Here is a 16246-nt window from a genome sequence, read left to right on the forward strand (position 1 = left end):
ACGTTAAGAAAATTACGCTAGAACTAGGCAAAAATTTTTGTATCTAGTTGTTCTAAATAAAAAATTTTTAACGACGTAATAGTGCAATTTAATTCGTTAAATTGATCAAAGATTTATGCAGGTTGGTATTAGACGAGTTCAGTAATAAAACACAGAGTGGGTTGTATTACTGAACTCGTCTAATAGGGGATTATTCTTGGATTTTTCTAAACGTATTTACAACCCACTTCGCAAATAAATCAAGCGGGTGATTAGGCGTGCTTGATTCGTGCTGTACTAAATAGTATTTATCTTTAGTTGTTAAAGGCTGTTCGAATAATTTGTACAGCCATTGCTCATCTAACCAGCTTTGACTAATAGGCAGTGGGATAAGCGCAATGCCCATGCCTTGCTGCGCTGCACGCGCTACACCAAACATGCTATCTATTTGAATAATCTGCGAAGGAGAAAAGTCATCAATCCCCGCTTTTTCGGCCCACTGGTGCCATGCCCAAGGGCGAGCTTTGTGGAGGATCAGCGGAACTTGGTTAAGCGCTTGACGATGATCGTCCCTCCATTGGTCGAGCAATTTTTTATTACATGCAGGAATATATTCAAGGTTAAACAACTCAGTCGCTAATCCTTCAGTAGGTTTACCTGAGGACAATACAATAGATAAATCGCTATGGCGCGTTAATTCTTTGCGTGTTTTAAGCGTATCCATTTGCAGGTTTATATTAGGGTGCTCTGACGTCCACTCACTTAATTTAGGCATGAGTAGCTCGCTGGCAAAAAACTCAGGCAACGTAATTGTCAAATTTGTATTTTGCTGCATCTGACTAAACTCGTTAATGGTGCCCTCTAACATTGTGATGATAGGAGACACAGCATCAAAAAAGTTTTTACCCGCTGTGGTTAAGCTAATTGAACGCGTTTTACGTTGAAAAAGTTCAATACCAAGTTGTTCTTCAAGTTGTTTTATTTGATGGCTTACCGCAGACGGCGTTAAGTACAGCTCATTAGCTGCATGCTTAAAACTTAGGCTTCTTGCGGCAAAGCAAAAAGAGCGAAGGCCACGAATAGGAGTTTGCATGTTTTCCAGAATTATTTAATTTATTGAGACGCCTTACTTAGGCAAAATTTGAACCAACTATTTAATATTTAAATATCAGTAGGTTAAAAATAAATTTAACGCTAGTTCACAAAAAGGGTGCAGACTATCCACAAAATAGTGCAAAGAATCTAAGCGCTTACATTTAATTTATATTTGTATTATAGATAAAATTTACTACAGATGTATGAATGACGGTAAAAATAATGGCAAAAGATAAAAAAAATCCCTCGTGAGAGGGATTTTGGGTAACTCAGCGCCATTGGCACTGGGAATGAGGTCGGTACAGGGTAAAGCGTTATTTTAAGTTAACTTATTAAAAGTTACTAAAAAACCATTTCTGGTACTTCACCGTCAACAAGTAATTTACCTGCTGTTTTACTAATGATTTCATCAACAGTTACGCCCGGAGCGCGTTCTAATAAATGAAATGCGCCGTCTTTAACTTCTAGTACGGCTAAATCTGTCACTATTTTTTTAACGCAATTAACGCCAGTAAGCGGTAAAGAGCAGGCTTCTAATAGTTTAGAGTCACCATGCTTACTTGCATGGGTCATAGTAACAATAATGTTTTTCGCGCCAGCGACTAAATCCATCGCGCCACCCATGCCTTTAATCAGCTTTTTAGGGATCATCCACGATGCGATGTTGCCGTTCTGGTCAACTTCAAATGCACCCAGAACAGTTAAGTCTACATGACCACCCCGTATCATGGCAAAACTATCTGCACTATTAAATATGGCTGCACCTTTAGCTGCTGTCACGGTTTCTTTACCCGCGTTTATCATATCGGCATCTAGCTCTGCTTTAGTAGGGTACGGGCCCATGCCTAAAAGACCATTTTCGGACTGTAACATAACTTCAATATCATCCGGTACATAGTTTGCGACGAGTGTCGGAATTCCTATGCCCAAATTAACGTAGTAACCATCTTGTAGTTCTTGTGCAACGCGCATTGCAACTTGTTCACGTGATAATGCCATAATTATGCTCCTGCTTAATCTCGTGTTGTTACACGTTCAATGCGTTTTTCAAAGCTGCCTTTAATAACGCGATTTACAAAAATACCCGGGGTATGAATTTGGCTTGGTTCAAGCTCACCCGGCTCTACAATTTCTTCTACTTCGGCAACGGTAATTTTACCAGCCGTTGCTGCCATTGGATTAAAGTTCATGGCGGTGTGTCTAAACACTAAATTACCGTAACGATCGGCTTTCCACGCTTTAACAATAGCAAATTCACCCGTTATAGACTCTTCTAAAATATATGGGCGACCATTAAATTCTTTTACGTCTTTGCCTTCTGCCACAGGAGTACCGTAACCGGTTGCCGTGTAAAATGCGGGTATACCCGCGCCACCAGCACGCATTTTTTCAGCAAGTGTACCTTGAGGTGTAAGCTCTACATCAATTTCGCCACTTAATAACTGTTGTTCGAATAGGGCGTTTTCGCCAACGTATGACGCAATCACTTTTTTAATTTGTTTGTCTTGTAATAAAATACCTAAACCAAAGTCATCAACACCACAGTTATTAGATACCACGGTTAAGTCTTTTGTTTGCATGTGCTTAATTTGTTTAATTAAGCCCTCTGGAATACCACATAAACCAAAACCTCCGGCAATAATGGTATCGCCGTCTTTTAATCCTTCCATTGCAGCTTCGTAACTAGAAACTACCTTATCAAAACCGGCCATGAGTCTCTCCTCATTGTGTGCTATTTGTTGTTAACTATCTTGAATCATCATTTTATAAGATAGCTATTTAGTGTGCAGTGCCACAGATACTTTGCTCACAGGTTGCTTACCAAGTGCTTTGGTTATCTCCCAGCCAGCGTCACTTAACCTTTGTAAATCAATTCCGTGTTCAATGCCAAGCCCTTGCAGTAAGTAAACTACATCTTCGGTGGCAACATTTCCTGACGCTCCTTTAGCATAAGGACAGCCACCAAGGCCTGCAACTGCCGCGTCAACCGTTGCTATACCTAGGCTTAAGGCTGCGTAAATATTTGTGAGCGCTTGCCCGTAAGTATCATGAAAATGCACGGCCAGCTTGGTTTTATCAATGCGTGTTAAGAGTAACTCGATTAATTGCGTTACTTTTTTAGCGGTGCCAACACCAATGGTATCGCCAAGGCTTACTTCGTAACACCCTAAATCTAATAGCTTTTGCGATACACTTAGTACTGCTTGTGGGTCAATCTCACCCTCATAGGGGCAACCTAGCACACAGCTTACATAACCACGTACGCGGATATTATTCGCTTTAGCAAACGCCATTACTTCACTAAAGCGTTCAATACTCTTATCTATTGAGCAGTTTATGTTTTTTTGACAAAACGACTCACTCGCAGCGGTAAATATAGCAAACTCTTTAATGCCAACAGTGTGCGCTGCTTGTGCACCTTTTAAGTTAGGTGTAAGGGCACTTAAATTTACATCGGGTAAATCTAGCGCTGATATTACATCCGCTGAGTCTGCCATTTGTGGTACCCATTTAGGGGAGACAAACGCGCCAGCTTCAATATCTTTTAAACCTGCGGCACTTAGGGCGTTAATAAGCGCTACTTTATCGGCTGTGCTTACTGTTTTTTCGTTTTGTAGGCCGTCTCGCGCGCCAACTTCAACAATACGTACTTTACTTGCAAAGGCACTCATTATGCACCTTCCTCTGTTGTATCTTCTACTATAGCAAGCAGAGCACCATGCGTTACTAATTCGCCTTCACCAAAACAATAGCTTTTTAAAATGCCGTCGTGTGGTGCGTTAAGCGTGTATTCCATTTTCATGGCTTCGATAATAACAACCGCATCGCCTTTGGTGATTGTGCTACCAATTTCGATTAAGTGCTTAACTACCGTGCCATTAAGTGGCGCGGCAAGTGGCAGAGCTTCGCTTTCGTGCGAACTAATATAATGTTTATCAACTAGTTCAAGCTTAGTTTGCAGTGCTTTATTCATAACAGTGACAATATTGCCAACAGTACTATTGCTCACGGTACTATTGCCAACAGTATTTACATGCGCGGTATGTTTTTCGCCGTTAATAAATACACTGCAAAGATTGTTATTTAATGTGCCTTGTAGGTTAAATACGTGCTCGTTATGCGTAATACTATAGCCCGCTGACGTTTTTATAGCGCTTAGCTGTAAATCAGCAAAAGGAACTTTAATTGCTTGCGGAGCATTGAGTGTAAAACCGCTTAGTTGTTGCCACGGGCTTGCACTGTTTGGCGCATTTTGGGTGTTAGTTAACGATTCTAAATATGCAAAAGCACCAATAAGTTGGCTTGCTTGTAATAACGATTTATCAACCGCAACTAACGAGTCGCCTTGCTCTGCAATAAAGTGTGTACTTGGCGCACCTTGTTTAAAGGTAGGGTGGCTTGCTAAGTTATGTAAAAAGCCAATGTTAGTGCTAAAACCTGCTAAATGAAATTGCTCAAGAGCGTGTTGTAAACGGCTCAGTGCTTGTTCGCGATTGTCGTCGTGCACAATAAGTTTTGCAATCATCGGATCGTAAAACGGGCTAATTTCGTCGCCTTGTGCAATGCCTGTATCAATGCGTACAAATTCGCTGTTAAGCGGTGTATGTAACGCTTCAATAGTACCCGAACACGGGATAAAGTCGTTAGCTGGATCTTCTGCGTATATACGCGCTTCAAAGCTATGACCCTGCAATTGAATATCACTTTGTGTCAGTGGCAGTGTTTGCCCACCCGCAATATTAATTTGCCAATTGACTAAATCTACACCGGTTACCATTTCGGTTACTGGGTGTTCTACTTGAAGGCGCGTATTCATTTCCATAAAGAAAAATTCATCGCCACACAGTAAAAACTCAACCGTACCTGCGCCTCTATAATTTATAGCCAGTGCACAACGTACAGCCGCTTCGCCCATTTCTTTACGTAGTTCGTCAGATAAACCGGGAGCAGGGGCTTCTTCAATTACTTTTTGATGACGACGTTGCAAAGAACAATCACGATCGCCTAAATAAACACAGTTACCGTAGTTATCTGCAAATACTTGCACTTCAACATGGCGAGGTTGGTTTACGTAGCGCTCAAGCAATACTAAATCGTTACCAAAACCGGCAATAGCTTCACGTTGCGCACCTTGTAGTGCGCTCATAAAGTCTTTTGCTTTTTCAACCACACGCATGCCCTTACCGCCGCCGCCAAAGGCGGCTTTAATTAGTACAGGGTAGCCAATTTTTTCAGCTTCACTTTGTAAAAAAGCAGGGTCTTGTTTATCGCCGTAATAACCAGGTACTAATGGCACATTAGCAGCTGCCATTATTTCTTTAGCGCGGGTTTTAGACCCCATTGCTTCAATGCTACTTGCTGGTGGCCCTACAAAAGCAATGTTGTTAGCTTCGCAGGCTTTAGCAAATTCGCTGTTTTCAGATAAAAAACCATACCCCGGGTGAATACAATCAGCGCCGCAGTCTTTGGCAACTTGCAAAATTTTGTCTGCTACTAAATACGAATCTTTACTTGGCGCAGCACCAATATGGTAAGCCTCGTCGGCCATTTTTACGTGCCGGGCATGTTTGTCTGCATCAGAATAAACCGCGACCGTGGTTAAGCCCATTTGTTTTGCGCTGCGCATTACTCGGCACGCAATTTCTCCACGATTGGCAATCAGTATTTTTTGTAATCGTTGTGTGTTCATAATCAATCCTACAGTTGCCAAGCGGGTGGGCGTTTATCAAAAAAAGCAGTTAGCCCTTCTTGGCCTTCCTCAGATACGCGAATTTTTGCAATACGCTCTGCGGTAAGCTCAATGAGTTCATCGGTTATTGGTTTATTTGCTACATCGTTAATTAATGCTTTTGCGGCTTTTACTGCAACAGGTCCGTTATCAATCAGTGTTTGCAGCATATTATCGAGCGCACAGTCTAAATTACCGGTTACTTGATGAATTAAACCAAGTTGCTTAGCAGTATGTGCATCAAACACTTCAGCCGTTAAAAAGTACCTGCGAGCAGCGCGTTCACCAATCGCTTTAATGACATACGGGCTAATAACAGCCGGAATAAGGCCAAGCTTTACTTCGCTTAAACAAAATTGCGCATCGTCTTTACTAAGGGCTATGTCGCAACAGGCAATTAAGCCCAGTGCACCACCAAAAGCAGCACCTTGCACAGCGCAAATTGTAGGGTGGGGCGAGTTTGCCAGCACCTGCATTAATTTAGCCAATTGCATCGAATCAGCCAAGTTATCTGCGTAGCTGTTATCAGCCATCGACTTCATCCAGGCTAAATCGGCACCGGCTGAAAAATGCTTACCTTCTGTTTTTAAAACCAAAGCGCGAATATCAAGCGTATTTGCATGTTCAATACACTGAATCAGCTCATGTATTACTTCGCTGTTAAATGCGTTTCTTTTTTCTGGGCGGCTTAATACAAGTACAGCCACATTAGATTTTGTTATTTGTAGTGTTACTGACATTTTGCGCTCCGGTTACATTCTAAATACGCCAAATTTCGAATCACGTTTTGGTGCGTTGTTCGCAGCCGTTAACGCAAGCCCTAATACATTACGCGTATCGGCAGGGTCTATAATACCGTCATCCCACAAGCGTGCGCTGGCGTAATACGGATGACCTTGCTCTTCGTACTGGTCAATAATTGGCTTTTTAAAGTCACTGATTTCTTGCTCGCTCATGCTTTGACCTTTGCGTGCTAAACCATCTTGTTTAACTTGCGCCATTACACCCGCTGCTTGTTCGCCGCCCATGACCGAAATTCGGGCATTAGGCCACATCCACATCATGGTTGGTTCAAATGCACGGCCACACATTCCGTAGTTACCTGCGCCGTAAGAGCCGCCAATAAGTACTGTAAATTTAGGCACATCAGCACACGAAACCGCCATCACCATTTTAGCGCCGTGCTTTGCAATGCCTTCGGCTTCGTATTTTTTACCCACCATAAAGCCGGTAATATTTTGTAAAAACACTAAAGGAATATTGCGCTGAGCACACAGCTGAATAAAGTGCGCGCCTTTTTGCGCCGACTCACTAAATAAAATACCGTTATTAGCCACTATGCCAACGGGGTTGCCATAAATGCTGGCAAAACCGGTGACTAACGTTTCACCAAAATAGCGTTTAAATTCATCAAATGATGAGTCATCTACAGTGCGGGCTATTACTTCGCGTACATCAAACGGCTTTTTAAGGTCGGTGCCTACAATGCCGTAAAGCTCGTTAATATCATAACGAGGTGGTTTTACATCCTCTAGAAGAGGGGCGGTCGGACGTGTGTAGTTAATGCGCTCAATACATTGGCGCGCAATAGACAGCGCATGAGCATCGTTTTCAGCGTAGTGATCGGCGACACCCGACACTTTACAGTGCACATCGGCACCGCCTAGTTCTTCGGCTGTTACTTCTTCGCCTGTTGCTGCTTTTACAAGCGGCGGGCCTGCTAAAAATATAGTGCCTTGATCTTTTACAATAATGCTTTCATCGGCCATAGCAGGTACGTACGCACCACCTGCGGTACATAATCCCATTACCACGGCAATTTGTGGAATACCTTTACCCGACATACGGGCTTGATTGTAAAAAATACGACCAAAATGCAGTTTGTCCGGAAATACATCGTCTTGCTCAGGCAGGTTTGCACCGCCCGAATCTACAAGATAAATACACGGTAAGTGGCAGCGCTCTGCTATGTCTTGTGCGCGTAAATGCTTTTTAACAGTAAGCGGAAAATACGTACCGCCTTTAACCGTGGCATCGTTTGCAATAATCATGCATTCAATGCCTTTAACACGGCCTATACCGGCTACAACACCGGCGCACGGTATTGCTTGTTCGTACACACCAAAGGCAGCAAATTGCGAAATTTCTAAAAACGGTGAGCCTTCGTCAATTAACGTACTTATACGGTCGCGTACAAATAATTTACCACGGCCTTCGTGGCGCTCCTTTAATGCCGCGCCTCCGCCTTGGCTAATTGTTGCTACTTTACTGCGTAAATCATCCACCAGCGCCGACATGTTTTTATGGTTTTGCACAAACGTTGGATCGTGAGGGTTAACGCTCGATTTTAAAATCGTCATGGTTTAATCCTTAACGGCTTTCAGTGAAAAGTTCGCGACCAATAAGCATACGGCGTATTTCTGATGTACCTGCACCAATTTCGTATAATTTAGCATCACGAAGCAGGCGACCCGTTGCGTATTCGTTTATGTAGCCATTGCCACCTAAAATTTGAATCGCGTCAAGCGCCATTTTAGTCGCAAGTTCTGCTGCATATAAAATGGCACCGGCAGCATCTTTACGGGTTGTTTCGCCACGGTCACAAGAGCGAGCTACCGTATACACATATGAACGGGCAGCATTCATTTGTGTATACATGTCGGCTACTTTGCCCTGAATTAACTGAAATTGACCAATAGGGGTGTCAAACTGTTTACGCTCGTGAATATACGGTACCACTATGTCCATACACGCTTGCATTATGCCAAGCGGGCCTGCTGCAAGTACTACGCGTTCGTAATCAAGGCCACTCATAAGTACTTTAACGCCTTCGTTTAAGTTACCTAAAATGTTTTCCTGGGGCACTTCGCAGTTTTCAAATACCAGCTCACAGGTGTTTGAGCCGCGCATGCCCAGTTTGTCGAGCTTTTGCGCCGTAGAAAAACCAGGAAAGTTGCTCTCAACAATAAACGCGGTAATGCCTTTAGCGCCGGCGTTTAAATCTGTTTTAGCGTAAATAACGAGTGTGTGTGCGTCGGGGCCATTGGTGATCCACATTTTGTTGCCGTTTAAAATGTACTTATCGCCTTTTTTCTCGGCTTTAAGTTTCATCGATACAACGTCAGAGCCCGCATTAGGCTCGCTCATTGCAAGAGCACCAATGTGCTCGCCACTAATAAGCTTTGGTAAGTATTTTTCTTTTTGAGCTTGTGTACCGTTACGGTTAATTTGATTAACACACAGGTTAGAATGTGCTCCATAGCTTAAACCTATAGAGGCACTGGCACGGCTAATCTCTTCCATAGCAATAACATGTTCTAAGTAACCTAAACCGGCGCCACCAAGTTCTTCAGATACGGTCATACCTAGTACGCCCATTTCGCCCATTTGAGTCCAAAGTTGATTTGGAAAAGCGTTATCTAAGTCAGTTTTTTCAGCAAGCGGGGCAATCTCCTGACTCGCAAAACTGTTTACGTGGTCGCGGATCATATCGGCGGTTTCGCCAAGGCCAAAGTTCATTTCTTTATATAGTGAAATAGTGCTCATGATTCATTCCTGTGTGACGTGTGTGTTGTCAGTGTGTTGTTATTTTAAAAATAAACTTACTCGTCTATTTTATTAAGCGTGTCTCTGCAGCGGCGCTCGGCCGTCACCAACTCCATAAGAACAACTTTAATGTCGTCCATTTGTTGAGATAGGTCAGACTTTTTATCGGCTATTAAATCAAGCATGGTAACCAGCTGCTTAGCGCTCGACTTATCAGCGTCGTACAGTTCAAACAAACGACCGGTTTCGGCCAATGTAAAACCAAGGCGCTTACCACGTAATATTAGTTTTAAACGCACTTTGTCGCGCTTTGAATAAATACGTGTTTGACCATTACGCTCTGGGGTTATTAACCCTTGATCTTCGTAAAAGCGAATGGAGCGGGTTGTAATGTCAAATTCTTTAGCGAGTTCGCTAATGCTAAATGTTTGTTCATTACTAGCCGGCATTTTGGCTGAGCTTGCAAAGTTTGTTTGATTATCTGGTTTCATAATTGTATTTACCTCATTCGAATAACCCCAATATAAGTGAAGTTTACGTAAAGGTAAAGCTTGGCGTAGTTTGAAACTATTTATAAAGGAATGTTGGTGCGAAGAATTGACTTATTTTATTAATTTTCAGTAGGTTAATTTTATTTCCTCAGTGTGGCCTAACAGCTGGAAAATAATGCTTACACTTATAAAACTAAAAATTAAGCTGTTTTTAGTTGACGTTGGCGTAAACGTTAGTATTGTGTGTAGGTATTAAATAATAAATGAATACTAAATTAATAGAGCAAATATACTAACAATTATTTGCATTAAATTACAACGGAGTTAGTTATGACTTTAGAATCAGTGGTAATTGTAGCAGCAAAACGCACCCCAATGGGTGGTTTTATGGGAGCGTTAAGTGATGCGCAGTCTACAGAGCTTGGCGCTACCGCCATTGCCAGTGCACTTGCACAAACTGGTTTAGCTAATGATGCAATAGATGAAGTAATTATGGGCTGTGTATTACCAGCAGGCCTTGGACAAGCACCTGCACGCCAAGCAATGTTAAAAGCAGGCCTTGCACTTAGCACTGGCGCTACAACAATTAATAAAGTATGTGGCTCTGGTTTAAAAGCCGCCATGCTTGCAAACGATTTAATTAAAGCAGGCTCTATTCAATCTGCTATTGCTGGTGGCATGGAAAGCATGACAAACGCACCGTACTTTATACCAAAAGCGCGTGGCGGAATGCGTATGGGACATGGCGAAATAAAAGATCACATGATGAGCGATGGCCTTGAAGATGCATACGACAACAAAGCTATGGGTTGTTTTGCACAAGACACCGCCGACGAATACGGCATTGGCCGCGAGCAAATGGATGCGTTTGCATTAGGCTCATTAAGTAAAGCAAAAGCCGCGATACAAAATGGTAGCTTTGATAACGAAGTTGCCCCGCATACGATGCAAACACGCAAAGGCGATGTAACAGTTTCGATTGACGAGCAACCAGGTAACGCCCGCCCAGAAAAAATTCCAAGCCTGCGTGCAGCCTTTAAAAAAGACGGCACCATTACAGCGGCTAATTCATCGTCAATTTCAGACGGTGGCGCAGCGCTTATATTAATGAGCGAATCAAAAGCAAAAGAGCTGGGGTTAACACCGCTTTGTAAAATTGTGGCGCACAGTACTCACTCTCAAAAACCAAGTGAATTTACTGTAGCGCCAGTAGGTGCAATAAGCAGCGTGCTTGAAAAAGCAGGCTGGGCTGTAAACGATGTTGACCTTTGGGAAATTAACGAAGCATTTGCCATGGTAACCATGCTGGCTATTAACGAGTTAAAACTTGATGAAAGCAAAGTAAACGTGAATGGCGGTGCATGTGCATTGGGTCATCCAATTGGTGCAAGCGGCGCGCGTATTTTAGTAACGCTTATTCATGCCCTTAAAAACCGAGGCCTTAAAAAAGGCATTGCGTCTTTATGTATTGGTGGCGGTGAAGCGGTTGCTATGGCCGTAGAAGCTTACTAATTAGGGTTACATGAATAGCTAGACGAATACTTTAACGAATAACTATAAAGGCGCTGCACTCATAATACTAACAAAGCGGCGCTACCAATTTTAAAAGAGAACACACAACTCACACACTAGGATTTAATCATGCACCAAGTACCACTACTTATTAATGGCGAATTTATTCAATCAGCGTCTAAAGAGCTTATCGATGTTATAAACCCAGCAACTCAAGAAGTACTTGCACAAGTGCCATGTACCACCGAGTCAGAAATGGATGCAGCAATTGCCTCAGCCTCTGAAACGTTTAAAACATGGAAAGACGTACCTATTACTGAACGTGCTCGCATTATGATGAAGTACGCGGCGCTATTAAAAGAACATCACGATGAGCTTGCTACCATTATTTGCCACGAATTGGGTAAAACGTTTGAAGATGCAAAAGGCGATGTTTGGCGTGGTATTGAAGTAGTAGAACAAGCCGCTAACGCGCCATCATTAATGATGGGTGAAACAATGGAAAACGTAGCGCGTAAAATCGATACGTATTCTTACATGCAGCCACTTGGCGTGTGTGCAGGTGTTACCCCGTTTAACTTCCCTGCGATGATCCCACTTTGGATGTTCCCGCTGGCTATTGTGTGTGGTAACACCTTCATTTTAAAACCGTCTGAGCAAGATCCACTTACACCAATGCGTTTAGCAGAGCTATTTATTGAAGCCGGCGCACCAAAAGGCGTATTACAAGTTGTTCACGGTACAAAACCACAAGTAGACCGTTTACTAGAAGATAAAGCTGTGCGTGCTATTTCGTTTGTTGGCTCGTGTGGTGTAGGTGCTTATATTTATTCTAAAGGCACACAAAATCTTAAACGCGTGCAAGCCTGTGTTGGCGCTAAAAACCACATGGTTATTATGCCAGATGCAAGTAAATCGCACGTTGTAAACAACCTAGTAGGCGCATCGGTAGGTGCTGCTGGTCAGCGTTGTATGGGTATTTCGGTTGCTGTATTTGTAGGTCAAGCAAGTCAGTGGATAGATGAAATTAAAGCAGGCTTTGAAAATGTACGCCCAGGCGTGTGGGATGATGCAAATGCAGCATACGGTCCACAAACATCAAAAGCAGCAAAAGCACGTATTTTATCACTCATTGCCGGTGGTAAAGAGCAAGGCGCTACTTGTTTAATTGATGGTTCTGACTTTACAGTTGAAGGGTATGAGCAAGGTAACTGGGTTGGCCCAACGTTATTTACCGATGTAACCAAAGAGATGGATTTATATAAAGAAGAAATATTTGGCCCAGTACTGGCGTGTATGTTTGTAGACACGCTTGATGAAGCAATCGCACTTATTAACGACAGCCCTTACGGTAACGGTACCTCGTTATTTACCTCAAGCGGCGCAGTGGCTCGTAAATTCCAACACGAAATTGAAGTAGGCCAAGTAGGTATTAATGTGCCAATTCCGGTGCCACTTCCGTTCTTTTCGTTCACTGGTTGGAAAGGCTCGTTTTACGGCGATACACACACGTACGGTAAACAAGGCATTCGTTTTTACACAGAAACTAAAACGATTACCTCACGTTGGTTTGAAGACGACATTGCGTCGGGTCCAAATATGAGCATTAACTTAAAATAATCGTAATTAAAAAATGAGTAAATAAAAGAATAATTAATAATAAAGATGGGCGCGAAGGCTACTTCACACACAACACACATAAGCCTTCGCCGCTCGTCACAAACTACTCCCGTGACGGGAAACACTAACAACACAACTAACATAATTAAAGAGGTCTACCATGGACTTTAACTTATCTGAAGATCAACAAGCCTTTGCTCAAACAGCACGCCAATTTGCCGAGTCAGAACTTGCGCCCCATGCAGCAAAATGGGATCGCGAACATATTTTTCCTAAAGACACGATTAAAGCAGCGGGCGAGCTTGGTTTTTGTGGTTTATACACGCCAGAGGAAGCAGGCGGCCTTGGTTTATCTCGTTTAGATTCGAGTATTATTTTTGAACAACTTGCTATGGGTTGTACCGCAACAACGGCCATGTTAACCATTCATAATATGGCTACCTGGATGGTAGCAAGTTTTGGTACCGATGCCGTTAAAGACAAATACGTAGAGCAATTAGTAATGGGCGAGTTACTTGCCTCTTACTGTTTAACAGAGCCAGGCTCGGGCTCAGACGCCGCATCACTTAAAACAAAAGCCGTGCTTGAGGGCGATGAGTACGTTATTAACGGCTCAAAAATGTTTATATCGGGCGCGGGCGAAACCGAAGTATTAGTGGTAATGGCACGTACAGGCGGCGAAGGCGCTGCGGGTATTTCGGCATTTGTAGTCCCGGCCGACGCAAAAGGCGTTGAATACGGCAAAGCCGAAGAAAAAATGGGTTGGAACGCACAACCTACACGCCTAATTAGCTTTGAAGATGTACGCATTCCTGCGCATAACTTATTAGGCGCAGAGGGCGAAGGCTTTAAATTTGCGATGCAAGGCCTTGATGGCGGTCGAATTAACATTGCCACATGTTCAATTGGTACAGCGCAAGCGGCGCTTAATACAGCCCGTGAATATTTAAAAGAACGTACACAATTTGGTAAACCATTGGCTGCGTTTCAAGCATTGCAATTTAAAATTGCCGATATGAACACCGAGCTTGTAGCTGCGCGCCAAATGGTTAGGCTTGCTGCATTTAAACTTGATAATAACGACGTTGAAAAAACCACTTACTGCGCCATGGCTAAACGTTTTGCTACCGATGTTGGCTTTACCGTGTGTAACGACGCACTGCAAATTCATGGTGGTTACGGTTACATAAAAGAATACCCGCTTGAGCGCCATGTACGTGATGTACGCGTTCATCAAATTTTAGAAGGCACTAACGAAATTATGCGTGTAATTATAGCGCGCCGTATTTTAGCGCAGTCTGCAAACGACGTTTTATAAGGAGCAATGTATGTCAGAATCTAAATCTAATCCGAGTATTGAACTAACAACCGAAGGTCATGTTGCTATTTTAACGATGTCTAACCCGCCAGCAAACACCTGGACAAAAGACACCCTAGTTGATTTAAAAAATACCGTTAATGAGCTTAATAATAATAAAAATATTTATGCATTAGTACTGACAGGTGAAGGCGAGAAGTTTTTTAGCGCAGGTGCCGACCTAAACGTATTTGCTGGTGGCGATAAAGGCGTAGCCGCCGATATGTCGCGTGTATTTGGTGAAGCATTTGAAGCGCTTACTAATTTTAGAGGCGTGTCGGTTGCAGCCATAAACGGCTATGCAATGGGCGGCGGGCTAGAAGTCGCCCTTGCGTGCGACGTACGTATAGCGGAAGAGCAAGCACAAATGGCGCTCCCTGAAGCTAAAGTTGGCTTATTACCGTGTGCGGGTGGGACACAAAATTTAGCATGGCTTGTAGGCGAAGGCTGGGCAAAGCGCATGATTTTATGCGGCGAGCGCTTAAAAGCTGATAAAGCCCTGCAAATCGGCTTAGTAGAAGAAGTAGTACCACAAGGTGAAAGCTTTGCAGCAGCATTAAAACTGGCAAACCAAGTGGCCGATCAAAGCCCTACCTCAGTTGCAGCATGTAAAACATTGATTCAAAAAGGGCGCCATCAACCAATGGCAAGTGTATTGCCTCTTGAGCGCGAGTTATTTGTTGGTTTATTTGATACCGAAGATCAACAAGAGGGCGTAAATGCCTTTTTAGAAAAACGCCGAGCTAACTGGGTAAACGGCTAATGAGTGCTTTAACATTATTAAATAGCGCCGATGAGCCCGTGGTATTTGAAACCGCAACCGCAGAAAATGGCAGTTTAATTGGGCTTATTACACTCAACGCGCCAAAAGCGTTAAATGCACTTAATTTTGAGATGATCAAGTTACTTGAACCGCAATTGCGAGCTTGGCAAGACGATGATGCTATTGCAATGGTGTTGTTAAAAGGCGCAGGCGATAAAGCATTTTGTGCAGGCGGCGATGTTGTAAGCCTTCATCATGCAATGGCGCAAGGTAAACCAACAAGCTTAGTTGAAGAGTTTTTTACGCTAGAGTACAAGCTTGATTACCTTATTCATACCTTTGATAAACCTATCCTCGTTTGGGGTAACGGCATAGTAATGGGCGGCGGTTTAGGACTAATGGCCGGTGCTAGCCACCGCGTTGTTACAGAAACATCACGCATTGCCATGCCAGAGCAAACCATAGGTTTATACCCTGATGTAGGCGGCAGTTACTTTTTACATAAAATGCCACAAAGTGTTGGATTATTTTTAGGGTTAACGTCGGCATCAATTAACTGTGACGACGCGCGTTTTGTATCGCTTGCCGATCACTTTATAGACAGCACTAAATATGATTCCATGCTTGCGCAAATTTTAGCAGCTAAATGGGGCAAAACCGCAAGCTTAAATCATGAGTGTTTAACTAAGTTATTAACCGATTTAGACAACCAATCAGCGCGTATGCCAAAAGGCAATATAAAAGCTAATTTAAAAACGATTCAAAAGCTGGGTGAATTTACAACCTTGCAGGAGCAAGTTGATTATATTTTAGGGTTAGCTACTGACGATAAATGGCTACAGCGCGCTCAAAAGTCACTTAAACACGGATGCCCACTAAGCTGCGCACTCGTTAGTGATCAATTAAAAACCAGTAAAGGCAAAAGCTTATTAGCGTGTTTTAAAATGGAGCTGGGTATGTCGGTTCGCGCTGGCGAAGTAGGCGAGTTTCAAGAAGGTGTAAGGGCGCTATTAATAGATAAAGACGGTGCGCCAAATTGGCAATATAAAACACTAAGTGATGTACCACAAACAATAATAGACAGCTTTTTTGCTAATCGCTTTGGCGAAAACCACCCACTCAATGGCTTAGACACGCCAATACACAAATAAAGG

At 43.0% G+C, this 16246-nt stretch carries 14 protein-coding genes; 5 read left to right on the plus strand and 9 right to left on the minus strand.

Annotated features, from left to right (window positions below):
* Nucleotides 1-190: 190 nt before the first annotated feature.
* The 9 genes from AAEY62_RS01080 to AAEY62_RS01120 all read right to left on the minus strand — a co-directional run bounded on the left by AAEY62_RS01080 (nucleotide 191) and on the right by AAEY62_RS01120 (nucleotide 9840).
* A complete protein-coding gene (locus AAEY62_RS01080; RefSeq protein WP_024590165.1) occupies nucleotides 191-1072 on the minus strand; it encodes a LysR family transcriptional regulator in 882 nt (293 codons plus the stop codon).
* Nucleotides 1073-1416: 344 nt separating this feature from the next.
* A complete protein-coding gene (locus tag AAEY62_RS01085; protein WP_007580251.1) occupies nucleotides 1417-2073 on the minus strand; it encodes a CoA transferase subunit B in 657 nt (218 codons plus the stop codon).
* Nucleotides 2074-2087: 14 nt separating this feature from the next.
* Nucleotides 2088-2786, minus strand: a complete 699-nt coding sequence (locus AAEY62_RS01090) for a CoA transferase subunit A (protein WP_077537941.1) — start codon at nucleotides 2784-2786, stop codon at nucleotides 2088-2090.
* Nucleotides 2787-2849: 63 nt separating this feature from the next.
* On the minus strand, nucleotides 2850-3746 hold the full coding sequence (locus tag AAEY62_RS01095) for a hydroxymethylglutaryl-CoA lyase (protein ID WP_024607467.1): 897 nt from the start codon (nucleotides 3744-3746) through the stop codon (nucleotides 2850-2852).
* On the minus strand, nucleotides 3746-5764 hold the full coding sequence (locus AAEY62_RS01100) for an acetyl/propionyl/methylcrotonyl-CoA carboxylase subunit alpha (protein ID WP_024590168.1): 2019 nt from the start codon (nucleotides 5762-5764) through the stop codon (nucleotides 3746-3748). The genes AAEY62_RS01095 and AAEY62_RS01100 overlap by 1 nt, the downstream gene beginning before the upstream one ends.
* A gap of 8 nt (nucleotides 5765-5772) precedes the next feature.
* Complete coding sequence (locus AAEY62_RS01105) at nucleotides 5773-6543, minus strand: enoyl-CoA hydratase/isomerase family protein (protein WP_024590169.1); 771 nt, start codon at nucleotides 6541-6543, stop codon at nucleotides 5773-5775.
* 12 nt (nucleotides 6544-6555) lie between these two features.
* On the minus strand, nucleotides 6556-8163 hold the full coding sequence (locus AAEY62_RS01110; RefSeq protein WP_101217335.1) for a carboxyl transferase domain-containing protein: 1608 nt from the start codon (nucleotides 8161-8163) through the stop codon (nucleotides 6556-6558).
* A gap of 10 nt (nucleotides 8164-8173) precedes the next feature.
* Entirely contained in the window at nucleotides 8174-9349 is a 1176-nt protein-coding gene (locus AAEY62_RS01115) for an isovaleryl-CoA dehydrogenase (RefSeq protein ID WP_101163880.1), read from the minus strand.
* Nucleotides 9350-9405: 56 nt separating this feature from the next.
* Nucleotides 9406-9840, minus strand: coding sequence for a MerR family transcriptional regulator (locus tag AAEY62_RS01120; RefSeq protein WP_007580242.1), 435 nt, complete (start codon nucleotides 9838-9840; stop codon nucleotides 9406-9408).
* A 330-nt stretch (nucleotides 9841-10170) separates the two neighbouring features.
* Here AAEY62_RS01120 and AAEY62_RS01125 point away from each other — a divergent pair, with 330 nt between their 5' ends.
* The 5 genes from AAEY62_RS01125 to AAEY62_RS01145 all read left to right on the plus strand — a co-directional run bounded on the left by AAEY62_RS01125 (nucleotide 10171) and on the right by AAEY62_RS01145 (nucleotide 16243).
* Entirely contained in the window at nucleotides 10171-11352 is a 1182-nt protein-coding gene (locus tag AAEY62_RS01125) for a thiolase family protein (RefSeq protein WP_101163879.1), read from the plus strand.
* A 129-nt stretch (nucleotides 11353-11481) separates the two neighbouring features.
* Nucleotides 11482-12972 carry a CoA-acylating methylmalonate-semialdehyde dehydrogenase gene (locus tag AAEY62_RS01130; protein WP_101163878.1) on the plus strand — a complete coding sequence of 497 codons (1491 nt, stop codon included), beginning with the start codon at nucleotides 11482-11484 and terminating at the stop codon, nucleotides 12970-12972.
* Nucleotides 12973-13132: 160 nt separating this feature from the next.
* A complete protein-coding gene (locus AAEY62_RS01135; RefSeq protein WP_197236705.1) occupies nucleotides 13133-14290 on the plus strand; it encodes an acyl-CoA dehydrogenase family protein in 1158 nt (385 codons plus the stop codon).
* A gap of 10 nt (nucleotides 14291-14300) precedes the next feature.
* Complete coding sequence (locus AAEY62_RS01140; RefSeq protein WP_182769636.1) at nucleotides 14301-15092, plus strand: enoyl-CoA hydratase; 792 nt, start codon at nucleotides 14301-14303, stop codon at nucleotides 15090-15092.
* Nucleotides 15092-16243 (plus strand): enoyl-CoA hydratase/isomerase family protein, encoded by a 1152-nt coding sequence (locus tag AAEY62_RS01145; RefSeq protein ID WP_197236706.1) that lies wholly within the window; start codon nucleotides 15092-15094, stop codon nucleotides 16241-16243. The genes AAEY62_RS01140 and AAEY62_RS01145 overlap by 1 nt, the downstream gene beginning before the upstream one ends.
* Nucleotides 16244-16246: the final 3 nt, after the last annotated feature.

The sequence above is a fragment of the Pseudoalteromonas sp. GW168-MNA-CIBAN-0100 genome, assembly GCF_040309225.1.
Lineage (GTDB): Bacteria > Pseudomonadota > Gammaproteobacteria > Enterobacterales > Alteromonadaceae > Pseudoalteromonas > Pseudoalteromonas arctica.